This is a genomic window from Methylorubrum aminovorans (assembly GCF_022179725.1).
Classification (GTDB): domain Bacteria; phylum Pseudomonadota; class Alphaproteobacteria; order Rhizobiales; family Beijerinckiaceae; genus Methylobacterium; species Methylobacterium aminovorans.
In genome coordinates, this window is sequence record NZ_BPRC01000025.1 from 12,300 (window position 1) to 25,223 (window position 12,924).

At 63.8% G+C, this 12,924-nt stretch carries 17 protein-coding genes and 1 tRNA gene; 5 read left to right on the plus strand and 13 right to left on the minus strand.

Annotated elements, in window-relative coordinates; all coding sequences use genetic code 11:
* Positions 1–44 precede the first annotated feature (44 nt).
* Positions 45–311: a hypothetical protein gene (locus MFF24_RS22530; protein WP_238227999.1), complete on the minus strand. Its 267-nt coding sequence runs from the start codon at positions 309–311 to the stop codon at positions 45–47.
* Positions 312–491: 180 nt separating this feature from the next.
* Between MFF24_RS22530 and MFF24_RS22535 the strand changes: the two genes are divergently transcribed.
* A complete protein-coding gene (locus MFF24_RS22535) occupies positions 492–686 on the plus strand; it encodes an ASCH domain-containing protein (protein ID WP_238228008.1) in 195 nt (64 codons plus the stop codon).
* A gap of 201 nt (positions 687–887) precedes the next feature.
* Complete coding sequence (locus MFF24_RS22540) at positions 888–1,919, plus strand: tyrosine-type recombinase/integrase (protein WP_238228010.1); 1,032 nt, start codon at positions 888–890, stop codon at positions 1,917–1,919.
* Between the two features lie 212 nt (positions 1,920–2,131).
* On the opposite strand, the gene MFF24_RS22545 is transcribed toward MFF24_RS22540, so the two are convergent.
* A tRNA-Ile gene (locus MFF24_RS22545) sits at positions 2,132–2,207 on the minus strand.
* Between the two features lie 168 nt (positions 2,208–2,375).
* Between MFF24_RS22545 and MFF24_RS22550 the strand changes: the two genes are divergently transcribed.
* Positions 2,376–2,633, plus strand: a complete 258-nt coding sequence (locus tag MFF24_RS22550; RefSeq protein ID WP_238228012.1) for a hypothetical protein — start codon at positions 2,376–2,378, stop codon at positions 2,631–2,633.
* 39 nt (positions 2,634–2,672) lie between these two features.
* Here MFF24_RS22550 and MFF24_RS22555 read toward each other — a convergent pair whose 3' ends face one another.
* Together MFF24_RS22555 and MFF24_RS22560 are read right to left on the minus strand one after the other, a co-directional pair.
* Positions 2,673–3,440, minus strand: coding sequence for a class I SAM-dependent methyltransferase (locus tag MFF24_RS22555; protein ID WP_238228014.1), 768 nt, complete (start codon positions 3,438–3,440; stop codon positions 2,673–2,675).
* A gap of 74 nt (positions 3,441–3,514) precedes the next feature.
* Entirely contained in the window at positions 3,515–4,522 is a 1,008-nt protein-coding gene (locus tag MFF24_RS22560; protein WP_308445612.1) for a DUF535 family protein, read from the minus strand.
* Between the two features lie 470 nt (positions 4,523–4,992).
* On the opposite strand from MFF24_RS22560, the gene MFF24_RS22565 reads away from it, so the two are divergent.
* Positions 4,993–5,199 carry a hypothetical protein gene (locus tag MFF24_RS22565; RefSeq protein WP_238228016.1) on the plus strand — a complete coding sequence of 69 codons (207 nt, stop codon included), beginning with the start codon at positions 4,993–4,995 and terminating at the stop codon, positions 5,197–5,199.
* Between the two features lie 333 nt (positions 5,200–5,532).
* Here the strand turns inward: MFF24_RS22565 and MFF24_RS22570 are convergent, their stop codons facing one another.
* On the minus strand, positions 5,533–6,282 hold the full coding sequence (locus MFF24_RS22570) for a glycosyltransferase family 32 protein (protein ID WP_238228018.1): 750 nt from the start codon (positions 6,280–6,282) through the stop codon (positions 5,533–5,535).
* Positions 6,283–6,591: 309 nt separating this feature from the next.
* Here MFF24_RS22570 and MFF24_RS29085 point away from each other — a divergent pair, with 309 nt between their 5' ends.
* A complete protein-coding gene (locus MFF24_RS29085; protein WP_373322740.1) occupies positions 6,592–6,933 on the plus strand; it encodes a DapH/DapD/GlmU-related protein in 342 nt (113 codons plus the stop codon).
* 148 nt (positions 6,934–7,081) lie between these two features.
* Here MFF24_RS29085 and MFF24_RS22575 read toward each other — a convergent pair whose 3' ends face one another.
* The 8 genes from MFF24_RS22575 to MFF24_RS22610 form a co-directional block, all read right to left on the minus strand.
* Positions 7,082–7,537, minus strand: coding sequence for a hypothetical protein (locus tag MFF24_RS22575; protein ID WP_238228021.1), 456 nt, complete (start codon positions 7,535–7,537; stop codon positions 7,082–7,084).
* A complete protein-coding gene (locus MFF24_RS22580) occupies positions 7,534–7,971 on the minus strand; it encodes a hypothetical protein (protein ID WP_238228023.1) in 438 nt (145 codons plus the stop codon). The genes MFF24_RS22575 and MFF24_RS22580 overlap by 4 nt, the downstream gene beginning before the upstream one ends.
* A gap of 52 nt (positions 7,972–8,023) precedes the next feature.
* Complete coding sequence (locus MFF24_RS22585; RefSeq protein WP_238228024.1) at positions 8,024–8,587, minus strand: hypothetical protein; 564 nt, start codon at positions 8,585–8,587, stop codon at positions 8,024–8,026.
* A 382-nt stretch (positions 8,588–8,969) separates the two neighbouring features.
* Positions 8,970–9,668: an NlpC/P60 family protein gene (locus tag MFF24_RS22590; protein ID WP_238228026.1), complete on the minus strand. Its 699-nt coding sequence runs from the start codon at positions 9,666–9,668 to the stop codon at positions 8,970–8,972.
* A gap of 39 nt (positions 9,669–9,707) precedes the next feature.
* Complete coding sequence (locus tag MFF24_RS22595; RefSeq protein ID WP_238228163.1) at positions 9,708–10,241, minus strand: phage tail assembly chaperone; 534 nt, start codon at positions 10,239–10,241, stop codon at positions 9,708–9,710.
* 5 nt (positions 10,242–10,246) lie between these two features.
* Positions 10,247–12,229, minus strand: coding sequence for a hypothetical protein (locus MFF24_RS22600; protein WP_238228028.1), 1,983 nt, complete (start codon positions 12,227–12,229; stop codon positions 10,247–10,249).
* Positions 12,230–12,343: 114 nt separating this feature from the next.
* The gene (locus tag MFF24_RS22605; RefSeq protein ID WP_238228030.1) at positions 12,344–12,616 is read right to left on the minus strand and encodes a hypothetical protein; all 273 of its coding nucleotides are present in this window, start codon (positions 12,614–12,616) and stop codon (positions 12,344–12,346) included.
* The gene (locus MFF24_RS22610) at positions 12,609–12,923 is read right to left on the minus strand and encodes a hypothetical protein (protein WP_238228032.1); all 315 of its coding nucleotides are present in this window, start codon (positions 12,921–12,923) and stop codon (positions 12,609–12,611) included. The genes MFF24_RS22605 and MFF24_RS22610 overlap by 8 nt, the downstream gene beginning before the upstream one ends.
* Position 12,924: the final 1 nt, after the last annotated feature.

The window sequence follows — 12,924 nt, forward strand, 5'->3', positions numbered from 1 at the left end:
CAATGGAGGGGGGCCGTGATGCGTCCGCACCTTCTCGGCGGCCCCTATGCGGCGGCCGAGATCTCGACGGCCTTCAGGTCGAGCCACAGATCAAGCCCGAGCGGGCCTTGCTTTCGGAGGCCCACACGCCCTTGGCGGACTTCTCCGTCGATCTCGACGGTCAGCCGCTCGGGCAGACGTGCCGCTACCAGAACACGGACCCTTGCGCTCACGCTGGATTGCTCCAGCACGATGCAGGGCACGATGGAGGAGCCCAGCAGGATCTTTCCCGACTTTCTCGGCACGTCGTGGGTGAAGTGCTTGTTGGCCATCAGCTCCGCCACTGCTTTGCGAGGAGCGGGCAGCGTAGCGACCCCTGCATCCTGCGCCTGTCGCATTGCGGCAACGGTCCGGTGTTCCCTTCTGCTGCGGTGCCACATTCGCGACCATTTTTGCAGCGGCTCGAAAGCAGTCAGGCTTCTTGCGCAGGCCACCTCTGCTCTGGAGGCCGCATGACCGTCTCCCACCCCACCGAGACGCGAGCCCCTGTGGCGAAGGCTGTGAAGGTCTTGTCGATCATGCAGCCGTGGGCCTGGCTGATCGTCAACGGCCACAAGGACATCGAGAACCGGGATTGGCGCTGCCACATCCGCGGCCTGCCCCTATCCAGCACCGCCACTGCACAAAGGAGGACGGATCGTGCGTAAGGAGAGGGGCGCTATCGCCCCCACGCGGATCAAACCGACTTCGCCGCTGCGCCTCGAGGTGGCGGCGTCCCTTGCCTATCCCGACGGGTCCATGACCGCGAACGGGCTCCGCACCGAAGCTGCTAGGGGCAACCTCCGTATCGAGAAGACAGTCGGTCGCTTCTACACCACGCTCGCCGACATCGAGAAAATGAGAGAACGATGCCACGTCCAAGAAAGCGCGCACGCCTGTGGCTCCGACCAGAGCGTATTCGCGACGGAAAGGTCGTCGCAAACGCGACCTGGATCATTCTCGACGGAGGAAAGCATTTCCCTACGGGATGCGCTCATGGCGAAGTTGCGCTCGCCGAGCAGCGGCTCTCAGAACACATCGCGGAAAAGTACCAGCCGAAGCGCAAGCTGAAGGATATCGAGGAAATCGACGTCGCTGATGTACTCAACATCTACTTCAGCGACAAAGAAATTGAACCGCAGCACCGCAAGCGTTTCGAAGGGCGCATATCACGGCTCGCCGAGTTTTTCGGCGGCATGATGCTCAGCGATGTGACCGGCGAGACCTGCCGCCGGTATGTTGTAGTCCGCGGGAATAGCGGCGGCGCGCGACGGGATCTCGAAGACCTTCGCGCCGCGATCAGCCACCACAAGAACGAAGGATTGCACCGCGGCGAGGTGCGCGTCGTGCTGCCGAGGAAGGGCGAGTCGCGGATGCGCTGGCTGACCCGTTCGGAGGCTGCTCGCCTGCTGTGGACGTGCTGGCGCCATCGCGAGGTCCAAGCCTGGAACACCGGCACGAAAAAGGGGAAGCAGGTCGCGACGAAGAAGCGACCGCTGCGCCATCTCGCGCGATTCATTCTCCTCGGCCTCTACACGGGCACCCGCGCTGGGGCGATCGCGTCGGCCGCCTTCCATCGCGGTGAGGGCCGGTCGTACGTCGATCTCGATGAGGGGGTCTACTACCGGCTGGCGCAGGGGAAGCGAGCGACGAACAAGCGCCAGCCGCCCGTGAAGCTGCCGCCGCACGTCCTGGCTCGCCTACGCGTCTGGTCAGAGATCCCGCGCAAGGACGGCTCAATGCCCGAGTACATCGTGGAATGGAACGGCAGGCCGGTTGCGTCCGTGAAGACGGCGTTCGCCGCCGCGGTGAGGCTTGCTGGCCTTGAGGAGAACGCCTCGCCCCACGTCCTTCGGCACACGGCTGCGACGTGGCTGATGCGGCAGGGTATCAACCTGTAAGAGGCGGCCGGCTATCTCGGGATGACCCCGGACGTGCTGCAGAAGGTCTACGGCCACCACCATCCTGACTTCCAAAACGAGGCAGCAGGCGCATTCAAGAACCGACGTCGCAAACCGCAATCGTTGGTCAATTCGTTGGCTGGACCAAAACCCCACAAACCAGAGGCATAGGCGCAGAGGCAAATTATTGTTTTATATCAGTGCTTTATATGTGGTGGGCCCGGCAGGACTCGAACCTGCAACCAGACCGTTATGAGCGGTCGGCTCTAACCATTGAGCTACAGGCCCTAACCGTTTACCGGCAAATACTTAGACTTGGTCTCGGGCTTCAGCAACAGATTGCTCTACAGAAATCCCCACAGAAACCCTGGATCTGAGTAGCCGGGGAGGGGGCTTTGGGCAAGGGGTCGCCGCTCGTCCCTGGTGGCAGCAAGCCCCTCGGGGTAGGGTCACGCCATGCCTGACCTCAACCCCACCGTCGGCGAACTCTTCAAGGCCAAGGCCGTCACCGACGATGAGGTTAACGCGGCCGTGGAGGCGTACCTCGCCAAGCCCGAGACCGACGCGCACCCGATCGCCGACGGCTACAGCCTCGACCTCGCAGCGGCCGTGGCCGAACATGGCTGGGCGAGCCAGGTCGTTGCCAACCCTGAGAGCAGTCCCGGTCTGAAGCGGTCGGCTGTCCGCACCGCAATCCTGCTGGCGCGGGCGTAGAAGGCGTGAAGCCTCTGCCTCAACCGTTCAAGTGCAGTTTCAAGACACGCCCGTTGCCTTGCAGAGCGCCGCTGCCGGGCAAGGCTCGAGGATTAGGAAGCACGTCCCGTCCCGTACGGAGCTCCAACCGGCATCGATCCAGGCCGCCCGATGCTGCGGCCTGAGATAGACCACGCGGACCGGGCGCGGGTGTGCGCTCACGTCGGCGCGGAGGTGCCGCGCCACCTCCCGGCACACCGCCTCCTCGAAGGGATTGTTCAGGAATACTACCAGCGGGCCGTCGGGAAATGCGAACCGGCTCGCATCCTCGTAGACGAGGCTGATGCGGGCGCGATCCGCTGCGGGCAGCGCCGCGACGTTGGCGGTTGCAACGGCATGCAGCTCGGCGGCGAATTCCACGCCGACAATCGTGGCGAAGGGGTAGCGCGCCGCGAGGATCAGAGCGCGTCCCTTTCCCGAGCCGAGATCCACGAAGCTATGTTCGGTCAAGTCCGCCTCCAGCGCATCGAGCGCCGCGCGGAATTCATCGGGGTCGCAGGCGATGTGGCTGACACCCGACGTCGCGTTCGGTCCGACAATCGAGAGGCCGTAGAGATGGGTGATGCCCCCCGTGCTCACACCCGCCTCCGCGTCGAAGGCAACGTCCACCGCCTCCTTGCGCGCCCGCCAGCGCGCCTCTCCGGCCCCGGACAGGCCCAGGGCCCGCCCGAGGGTGCGTGCAAGCCGCAGGACGAGGCTCCGCAGACCGAGATCGCGGTAGATCCGGAACGCCTTCTCGGTCTTGCGGGCGACGGCGGCGGTGAACATGGCTGGCAGGACTCGCATTGATCGGGGTCTGGCCCATCCAGCGCGATCCCCGCCCCGCGACAAGGCTCGGGCGCTTACCTCGAAAGGAGAGGAGACTGCCACTCTGCGGAGTAGGAGCGCGTCGCGTGATCCAGCCTTTGCAACGCGTGGTGAGCCTGGAGGCTAGCGCCTGACATGTAGCGACCTATGCGTGCCGGAGGACATCCATCGCGCGTGATCTGATCCAAACGCGTTGCGATCGCGTCGAGCATCGCGTAGCGGCGGCGGTATATCGCGCGCTTCTTGGCCGGGATTGCATCTGGTTCTCTTCGCGGCTCGCTGAGTGACAGCTCGTAGAAGCCGTTCGGCTGAAGATCGCCGCCGCGGTCCTGCCATAGTGCGTCGTAATTTAGGTGCGTCGAAGGCGCAGTTTGCTGTCGCGTGAAGTACGGGCTGCGTAGATGCTGCGTTGCGTCTGAGACTGCGAGGATGCGTGTAACGCCCAGCCCACGGCAAAACGCTCGGAAAAGCTCAACCGTGAAGTCGGTCGGCCGCATACCCTCGGCCTCCTTTGTGAAGCGGCGGTATCGATTGAGAACACCGTCTTCGGAGCGGCCTTGTAGGCCACCGATGTAGGCTGTGAGGCCACCACCATCCGAGGACAGGCAATATGAGAGCGAGATGAGGCGGTCCTTGCCTTCCCACAGGCTGAAGGTGGCCAGCCCGTCCCGTATGAACCAGTGAGGCTGATCGAGCACGATGCGATAGGATGGATCGATCTGGTGCAGGTCGAGCAGGTCGACGAAGGTATCCAGCGGCGTGTCGAGCAGGGGGCCAAGTCGCTCGATCGTTGCACAGTGATCGGTGATGCGGGCGATGCGCTCGCTCGCCGTCCAGCGCGCGCACAGGTAAGGGGTAGCGACCATCCCCCAAACTTCTGGACGACCTTCTAAGAGTCGCCCCAGGGCGCTTTCAGGCAGCGCTTCACGGAGTGGACGTAGGTCGGCGCGATAACGGAAGAAATTGTAGCCGACGTGTGCGACTCTTCGAGGAGAGCTTGCAAGAACGCGCTTCCAAAAGCGGCGGCGTAGCACACTCATCATCGGCGGCCGTCTCCCCACATATCAGCCGGCGCAAACCTGGACTGTCTGCGGATCCTTTAGGGAAGCCGACCAATCTTAATCCTTAAATCTTTCGGTCGGAGGCATCTGAAGTTCGGCAGATGGTGTATCGGCCGAGTTGGGGCCGGCTCGATCGAATAGGGTAGGCCTCACTACAACGAACGGAGTATATGGGGGCGGCAACTGTTCAGCCCGCAGCAGTCCGGCCTGGACCAAGTTAGAGTGAAAGAAACCTATGAGGTCGTTCGGCGAGAGGCTGCGGCAGCCAACGACGATGACCGCATGGCCGAGGCGCGGAAGCGGATGCTCGCCGCGGTGCTCTAGGCCTAAAACGAAAAAGCCCCACGCGGCGGGTGCCGGCGAGGCTGATTTGGGACGGATCGGGAGCGGACTGCGGACGAGTACACGCTGTTGTGACTCGCGCCCTACGGGAAGTCCGTCATTTTGACGGTATGCGTGACGCAGCTTCCTATTTCCGTCAGAAGGCCGACCTTTGCCGCGAATTGGCAGAAGCGCTGGGCTCTCATGATGACCCGGTCGTACTGAAGCTTCGCGCCATGGCTGATGAATGGGACGGCAAAGCCGGTGCGCCTGAGCAGCGGCTTTCAGCAAAGGTCTCTGGCGAGCCCGGCCAGGCCGGCACCCCGTACCTCCATTAATCGCAGGCTGACCGCGCTGGCGCCAGCGATGACGAGCGCCTGGACGAGGTGCGGCGGCGGCTGATCGCGGTCGCGCGAGGGGGGCTGAAACGAAAAACCCCGCCGCGGCTGAGCCGGGCAGGGCAAGTTCGGAGAGAAAACGACGGAGGGTCGTAAGGGACAAAACGGGTGACGCCGCCTGTTGTTCAGGCTCAGTCCGAAATCGCACGAAAAACCCCGCGCGGTGGGTGCCGGCGGGGCAACAATTGGCGGTCAGGGATAAGCGCAGGGCGCCTTGCGAGGTGCGGGCCGAGGTGAGGGCGGCATAGAGGTCTGGGGCACCCGCCACTCCATTCAGCTGTAGATATCCCCGGACGCCCACAGCGCTCCGTAGATGTTGCTGCCTCTTACGCCCAGGGCCCCTAAGTCCCTACCAGCCTTGATGTTCAAAGCGGTTGGCTCCCCGTCTGGAGCAATATGGCAGGTCGACAGAGACTTCTCACTGACACGCCTGACCTCGCCGATCCATTGATCGCTTTCTAATTCCAGACGACCCGTTTCGGCTGCTACGCGTGCAATGGACCTCCCGAAAAGCACTGGACCTGTAGGACAAAGCGGGTTCGTGCCGTAATATTCATCACGAACATTCTGAATGATTGCATTGATGGAATATTCAAGTTCTTTGCGACGCGGACGAGACCAAAACAGCCCATTAGACGCCGTAGTCCAGCTATCTGTTAAAAAAGATAGGGATCGAAAGGCCGCGAATCCCGCATGCTGCGGCGGCAGAAAAGGCCGTATGAAGCGCATCCCAAGGTCTGCGTATATTCCCCCGTGTTCGTATACGACGCACAGCCTCGCAAGATCGCACTTGTACGCATAGGGTTTAAGCTTGTCGAATGATCGTAAAACGTCGTTATCGAAGCTGGAATTGAGAAACTCTCTTATCTCATCCCCGCACCATAAGCGGTAAATTGCTTTTGGGTGCAAGTCTTGCATTGATTTGGTGTTGTATTGGACAAATTCTGGAATTTCAGTCGGAGGCTGCAATCCATCCACGATGTAGATCTGATGCAAGTTGATGACCGCGGAACCTTCAGACATGCAAGCGTCTCATTCAATGCGCCGGCCCGCTTTGAGGCAACCGTCGGCCGGTGTAGGTAGGGGAGATATTTCTGGAGAGCAACAATGACCGGCTTCATCGAGTCTAGCGGTGATCTTCATGTCGGACGAATGTCACGGGAGAATGGAAACTTTTATGCCGGGGCATCGCCTGATGCCCCTATCAAAATAGGCTCCTTTTGCGCGATAGCTCGCAATGTATCCCTGATCTCAGCAAACCACGATGTGAACTATGCAGCCGTTCAAGGAGCCTTCTACTACCATTATTTCAGTAAGCCGCATCCAGGCGAAATGCCACCTTTCACTAGAGAGCGGTCAAAAGGCCCTATCATAATAGGCAATGACGTTTGGATTGGAGCGGGCGTCACAATACTAAGCGGGGTGACCGTTGGCGATGGTTGTTGTATAGGAGCTAATTCTGTTGTCACTCGCTCTATGCCAGCCTATTCAATCGCAGCGGGGAACCCATGCAGATTTATTCGCCAGAGATATAGCGCTGATATTGTGCGCTTTCTTTTGGATCTAAAATGGTGGGACTGGGATGACGACGTAATTAGGCGGAATGAACGGTTCTTTGAAGCCAACTTGAATGAAATCTGTGTTGAGGAGCTCGCCGGATTGGTTATACCATAGCTTAGATTCAGTCACGATGATATCTGTGGATGTATCGTCTGGCGACAATGTGATCTAGTGAAACGTCAGATGTCGACACCGGCTTGTCCTAGCAAAATTTCCGCAGATGGGTGCCGGCGGGGCTGAGATTGAGCGAGTTTAGGTCGGTTTAGCGCGGCACGATCTGAAACCGCGCCACGTTCTGCGCCCGCGTGATCGGCCAGTAGTATCGCTGCAGCGGGTTGCACGCGTATTCCGGCGCGGCGTGGTACTCGCCGGCCCCCGGCTCGAACTCCTCCGGCACGGTGAAGCAGGTGGTGATGACGCGCAGGCCGAGCCCCTGCGGCGGGCGCTCGTACTTCACCGGCGGCAGGATCACCCGGTGCGTGTGCGCGTCGAACATCGCTCGATCGACGTTCCCCCGGCAGTCGCGCAGGTAGTTGACCCGCTGCCGGATGCAGAGCCGGCCGCCGGGCTTCACGGTCGGCGTCAGCACGGTCGTCTCGGGCACCTCTACCGGCAGGCCGCGATCGGCGATGAACCATGCGAGAATGCCGGCGGTCGAGAGGATCGCCGCAGAGATGATGCCGAGGCAGGCGTAGCCGAAGAACCGCACGGCCATCATTTCCCACCTCGGAAAATGGCGAGCATGTCGTAGCCGCCCTTGGCGAACGCCGCGACGCCCACAACGAAGGACACGGCCGCACCGCAGACCCACATCAGCACCTTGGCGGCCGTCCGAGAGGAGCTGACGAACTCCACCACGCCATCGAGTTGCTTCAGCTCGCGGTCGTTCTTGCCCTCGATCCACGTGACGGTTTCGGCCTTCAGCGCCATGAGGCGTTCGAGCTTCACCACGTCCGTCTCGCTGAGCGTGTCGAACCACTTGCGGAGGTGGGCCGGGAACATGTGGATGTCCCTGCCGTCGCGGCGGCCTTGAGCTTCCATCAGGCGCTGATCGAACCGTTCGCCGAGTTCTGTGTTCGGCGGGGCCGGCATCCTGTCTGCCATCTGCGCCTCGAGGATGCGGACGACTTCGCGAGCTGCGGCAAGGGACACCTCTTTCCGATCCGGCATGTCATCTCTCAGGCGTCCCTCGCGGCCGACGCCGTCAGCCGCGGCTCATCCAATCCGCGTCGCGCAGCTCGTCGGCCGTCACCGTGCCAGCCCCGATCTGCACCTGGGCCGGGATCAGCACGTTCTGCTCGCTGGCGTGGTCGTCGAGGTCGAGCTTGCGGAACATGCGGGCCGCGATGCCGTCCGGACCGCCGGCCGCCTTGATGACGGCGGGGGGCGCGGTGTCGACGAGGTACTGCGTGCCCTTGGCGATCACCGGCACCGCGACGTTAACGGACAGCGTCTTGCCCTTGGTCGCACCCTGGACGGCGTTGAGGCCGTAGCCGACGCCTGCCTCGAGCATCATCTCGACGCGCCGCTGCGACAGGAACAGGGTTGCCCACGGGTAGACCTTGCGGATGGCCTGGATCACGTACCCAGCAATGATCGGGATCAGGATGGTCAGGATCGGCTCGCGCAGGGACACGGCCAGCGCAACGAGCCAGTCGCCCCAGGGCAGGATCACGGCCTTGTCGCCGACGGTGGCGACCTCGGCGGAGAAGGCGGGAGACGCGACACAGGCGAGCGCCAGCGCCGCGAGCAAAAGCATGCGGGTCATGGTGGTGGTCCTGATGGTGGGGATGCGCGGCTGGCCCGGCCGGCTCGGTTAATTCGATTGGTGTACGCCGAAGTCCTTACTTGTGAGGCTCAGTTTTAGGGCGCATGAATATCGGATCCGCAGGACCTTAGCCTGCCATTGGAGTCCGCGGATAACGGGCCGGTGCTTGATTGGGGGGCCCTCAGCACCGGCCCGCGCCTTTGCGCGTCTAAGCTGAGACGATACCGGATTGAGACTTGGATCCCGATACGTCTAAAGTTGCTCTAGAGCGCTTACCGCATTGACCATAGGATGCGTTGTCGTTGCCCCGGGGCGCCCCCCTAGCCTCGCGGCAGACAAACGGCGGGTCGGTGTTGCCCCCCCGATGCCGGCCCGCTGCATTTCACGCCTCGCTCACACCCGAGCGCGCCCCGGCGATTGTCGCGGGCAGAGTGTGCGGTGCCGGCAGCGGCACGTCGCCCGGCCAGCGATAGGCGACGATCTCCGAGCGCTTGAACGCCGCCACATTGACCGCGTCGCTCTGGTTGCCGCCGAGCAGGAACACCTGCGTGGCGTTCGCGCCGACCACGAGGCCGGTGTGCCCCTGCCACGCGGAGCCGTTCCGCTTCTTCGTGGCGATGGCGCCGAGCGCGGGCGCCGGCAGTCCGACGCCCCAACTCTCGAACGAGCGAGCTGCGAGGCTGCGGGAGCCGCGGTGGCCGGCCCGCTCCAGCACCGCGTTCACGAAGGCTGCACACCAGGCGGTGCTGTCGGTCTTGATGCCGGGGAAGCCCGCATCGGCGAACAGCTTCACCACCTCGGGATTGTTCTTGGCGCCCGGCGCCTCCTTCAGGCCGTTTAGTGCCTCGGCCAGAACGAGCCAGCCCGGCTTCTCCGGCGCTTCACGACGCTCGCTGATGTCGGCCTTCTGCAGGGCGGCCTGCGTCTTCGGCCCGGCGATGCCATCGGCGACCAGCCCTGCTGAGCGCTGGAACGCGGTCACGGCGGCGATGGTACGGGGCCCGGCGTCGCCGTCCGCTCCCGAGGGCCCGAGGTCGTACCCGCGCGCCAAGAGAGCGCGCTGGATTTCAGCGACGGTCATGGTCTTCTCCGATGTGAAGGGGTCGTCTCGGGCGAGGGCTCAGAGCCCGGCGGGGCGCTCGGGCCAGTCGATGGCGGCCGGATCCGGGTGTGCCTCCGGTAGCGCCCGCAGGGCCGCACGGTAGGCGTCCGCCGCCTCTAGGCGCTCGGGCGCCTTGTCCGCCCGCCAGCCCGGCAGATCGGTGTGGTCCGTGCTGGCGAGCAACGCGGCCCGATGGGCGCGCGGCCACACCAGCGGCTGGCCGACCACGCTCTCGACGTAGATCTCGGCCGGGCGCAGGGTCTGCCCTTCACGCTCGGCGATCGCCGCTTCCAGGGCGGCAATGGCGGTGCGCAGGCCGGAGAGATGCAGCCCGGCAAGGCGCTTGGGCTTCATCGGAGGCTTCCCGCGTGTCAGGCCTCGCGTGGCGTCCCGAAGATCCTCGGACGTCGGCTCGATCGCCGCGACGCCTTGCGTCTCAAGGCTCCTGGCCTCGGCCACGAGATCGGCCAAGCGCGCCCGCCGATCATCTGTCGAGACCGCGTCGTGCAGGATCGCCACGACGATCCCGCCCTCAATGAGTAGGAGGTCCATCGTGCTCACCCGTAATATCCGCTGCCGGAGATGATGGAGTTGTTGGTTCCAGTCGAGTAATTCGCTACCGTACCCTGCAAGTTGCCGGTCATGTCGACACGATTGAGGATAGAAATGTAATTCGTGTCGCCATCGATCAGCGCGCCATAGTGCTGGAATGGTGCGAAGGGTGCACGCGGCGAGAACTGACCTCGGGCCTGACCGCCGATGATCTTGATGTTTCGACAACCATTGCCGATGAAGTATCCGGCCCCGCTCCCTTCGTTGGCCCCGTTACCGTCCGTCATCCCACCGTTGATTGTGAGGCCATCCACGTTGATGAGCACCCAGCCATGACCGGGGCTGTTGCAGACGATACAGCCGGAGAAGTCCAGGCCGCCGATGTTGCCCCGTGCCGACGCGGAGATTTGAATGTTGGGCTTGCGGGCGCCAGGGACGTTAGAGCCGTTGGAGGAGCACCACATCCCTGCGACGGTCCACTTCTCGATGACGCCACCGGTATCGCCGAGCAGCATGCCTTCCTGTGTGCAGGTATCGAGTAGCACCCGATCCGCGATCTGCACGGCATGGACGAGCTGCCCCGGCCCAGGGGCCGCCTGGATGCCCCGAAAGCATTGCAGGGCCTCGCCATTGCCGATCCCGGCGCCGGACACGTTGAGCAGCAGGACTGCGCTATCCGTCGTACCGCCAAACGACCACCCGCCGTCGAGATAGAACCCCTGAACCAGTCCAGTGCCGACACCGACCCTGACGGCGTTCCCGAACGGCCCGAACGTCCGCATCTGCCCGAGGCGGTTGTTGTACGAATTGCCGCCGCCCTGGATGCTAATAGCCGCCGGGCATGCCGCGCCCGCGACCGCCTCGACGAACCCGAAGACGGGCTCGTAGATGTTGGAGAAGCGGATCAGCGGCGCGCTGCGCGGCGCGCTGGAGACGATCTGAATGCGCCCGAAGCCGGAGCGGCTGACCGTTGTATCCGGCGATCCGAAGGTGAAGGCGGGCGCATCGGTTCGCGCGGAATAGAGGATCGTGCTGGCCTCTGCGTCGTGGACGATGCGGCTCTCGGTCTCGCTGTAGACCTGCGTCCCCAGATCGAGGCCGCCGCGCGGATAGCGCAGATACCCGCCCCCCTTTGCCTTGAGGCGCGCCCTGGCCATCACCGCGGCATCAAGCCACGTCACCGAGGACGACTTGTCGTCCACCAGCATGACGAAGTCGTTGGCCCGATCACCGGCAGCGCGGGAGATGTTGGCGCCAATAGCCTTGATCGTGGTGCTGCTGGCGTTGCCCGTGGTGTCGAGCTTTTCCGTGAGGGCGCCGGTCAGTCCCGGCACGTCGGCAACTCCCCCAACGCCAAACGTGGACGACGGCTGCGGCGGCCACTCGCCGCCCTCCTTCGGGCCGTAGATGACGTTGGATTGGCCCTCGCGCTCGACGACCCAGTAATCCCCATCTTCGCCGTCGGAGGGCTGCGGCGGCAGAGTGCCGGTGAGCAGGCCCGACCCGCGCCGGCCCGCCTGCCCGGCGATGGCCACGGGCGTTACGATCGCCTGCCGTCCCTGACCAAAGGTGATGCCCTGGCGGTCGGCGATGAAATCGCGGATCTGGGCCGGGTCGCCGTAGAACAACCGCACAGGCGCGAACATGCGGCGCGCGCCGTCCACCACCTCCAAGATGTCGGCGGTCAACTCGCCGCGCGGGAACTTGGCCTGCGCGAAGGCGCGCGAGACCTGATGCACGAAGGTGTTCCGCTTCGTCTGGTCGCCGCTGCCGTCGGTCGGCGGAAGGAGGCTCAACCCATCCTGAAAGGTGAGAACCTTAATCTCGGCAGGGGGCTGGGCCACGCCGGCCTTGGTTTCGGCCGGCGCGATCCACGCCTCGAAGACACGCCCGTCCACCGACAGCGGGTTGCCGTCCTTGTCGTACAACGGGATCTCCCAATAGGGGTCCGTCTGCGTCGAGATGATGAACTGCGGCAGACCGGCCATGGAGGGCTCTCTCGCGTCGGGCAGCCGAACGGCCGCGGCGCGGCGGTGAGCCACGCGCGGGGTCGGTCAGGGTTGCGGGTGTTAAGGTGGGCGGCTCAGGCCAGCCCGGTCGCCTCAGTGGGCGGTTGCTGCAGCGCCAGCGGGCGCGAGCGGGGCATCAGGGTCGTCTGTGGCGGCGGCTGGTGCAGGGCCGCCGCGGTCGTTCAGCAGGTTCGCAAGGCGGTCGTTTTCGATCTTGAGGATCCGCACGAGGTCTAGCGCTTCAGCCTTCTCGCCCGCGATCTTGGCGGCACGGGCTAGGGCAGCATCCCGCTGCGCCTCAAGCTCGCCGATCCGTCCATTGATCTCGACGATGCCGATCGTCTTCTGCTCAGCCGCCTCAGTCATTGCTTGCCTCCGCCGCCGGCTCGCGCTTGGCGAGGTTGGCCGTCTGGATCTGCACGGCCATCTGCTGGCCGCCCGACGTGAACACCAGCACCCACGAGAAGAGCTGGTTCGGCAGGTCGCACAGCATGATGCCGACGTCGCCGACGCCGATTTCCGGGGTGAGCCCGCTGCGGGAGGTGATTGCCACCGGGTCGCCCGTCTTGAATGTGCTTGCCTCCTGCATATCGCGGAAGGTCTCGCCGAGGTATGCGGCGATCTCGTCGGACGTGTTCAATGTGCGCTGTCGGGTCTCGGAGAAGGTGAGCATG

Excerpts from the sequence above, each read along its gene's own strand:
- MFF24_RS22575 (WP_238228021.1), bottom strand. The coding sequence starts at position 7,537 with ATGATGGCCGTGCGGTTCTTCGGCTACGCCTGCCTCGGCATCATCTCT.
- MFF24_RS22565 (WP_238228016.1), top strand. The coding sequence starts at position 4,993 with ATGCGTGACGCAGCTTCCTATTTCCGTCAGAAGGCCGACCTTTGCCGC.
- MFF24_RS22590 (WP_238228026.1), bottom strand. The coding sequence starts at position 9,668 with ATGACCGTCGCTGAAATCCAGCGCGCTCTCTTGGCGCGCGGGTACGAC.
- MFF24_RS22585 (WP_238228024.1), bottom strand. The coding sequence starts at position 8,587 with ATGACCCGCATGCTTTTGCTCGCGGCGCTGGCGCTCGCCTGTGTCGCG.
- MFF24_RS22530 (WP_238227999.1), bottom strand. The coding sequence starts at position 311 with ATGGCCAACAAGCACTTCACCCACGACGTGCCGAGAAAGTCGGGAAAG.
- MFF24_RS22550 (WP_238228012.1), top strand. The coding sequence starts at position 2,376 with ATGCCTGACCTCAACCCCACCGTCGGCGAACTCTTCAAGGCCAAGGCC.
- MFF24_RS22535 (WP_238228008.1), top strand. The coding sequence starts at position 492 with ATGACCGTCTCCCACCCCACCGAGACGCGAGCCCCTGTGGCGAAGGCT.
- MFF24_RS22595 (WP_238228163.1), bottom strand. The coding sequence starts at position 10,241 with ATGGACCTCCTACTCATTGAGGGCGGGATCGTCGTGGCGATCCTGCAC.
- MFF24_RS22600 (WP_238228028.1), bottom strand. The coding sequence starts at position 12,229 with ATGGCCGGTCTGCCGCAGTTCATCATCTCGACGCAGACGGACCCCTAT.
- MFF24_RS22560 (WP_308445612.1), bottom strand. The coding sequence starts at position 4,522 with ATGATGAGTGTGCTACGCCGCCGCTTTTGGAAGCGCGTTCTTGCAAGC.
- MFF24_RS22605 (WP_238228030.1), bottom strand. The coding sequence starts at position 12,616 with ATGACTGAGGCGGCTGAGCAGAAGACGATCGGCATCGTCGAGATCAAT.
- MFF24_RS29085 (WP_373322740.1), top strand. The coding sequence starts at position 6,592 with ATGCCACCTTTCACTAGAGAGCGGTCAAAAGGCCCTATCATAATAGGC.
- MFF24_RS22540 (WP_238228010.1), top strand. The coding sequence starts at position 888 with ATGCCACGTCCAAGAAAGCGCGCACGCCTGTGGCTCCGACCAGAGCGT.
- MFF24_RS22570 (WP_238228018.1), bottom strand. The coding sequence starts at position 6,282 with ATGTCTGAAGGTTCCGCGGTCATCAACTTGCATCAGATCTACATCGTG.
- MFF24_RS22610 (WP_238228032.1), bottom strand. The coding sequence starts at position 12,923 with ATGCTCACCTTCTCCGAGACCCGACAGCGCACATTGAACACGTCCGAC.
- MFF24_RS22555 (WP_238228014.1), bottom strand. The coding sequence starts at position 3,440 with ATGTTCACCGCCGCCGTCGCCCGCAAGACCGAGAAGGCGTTCCGGATC.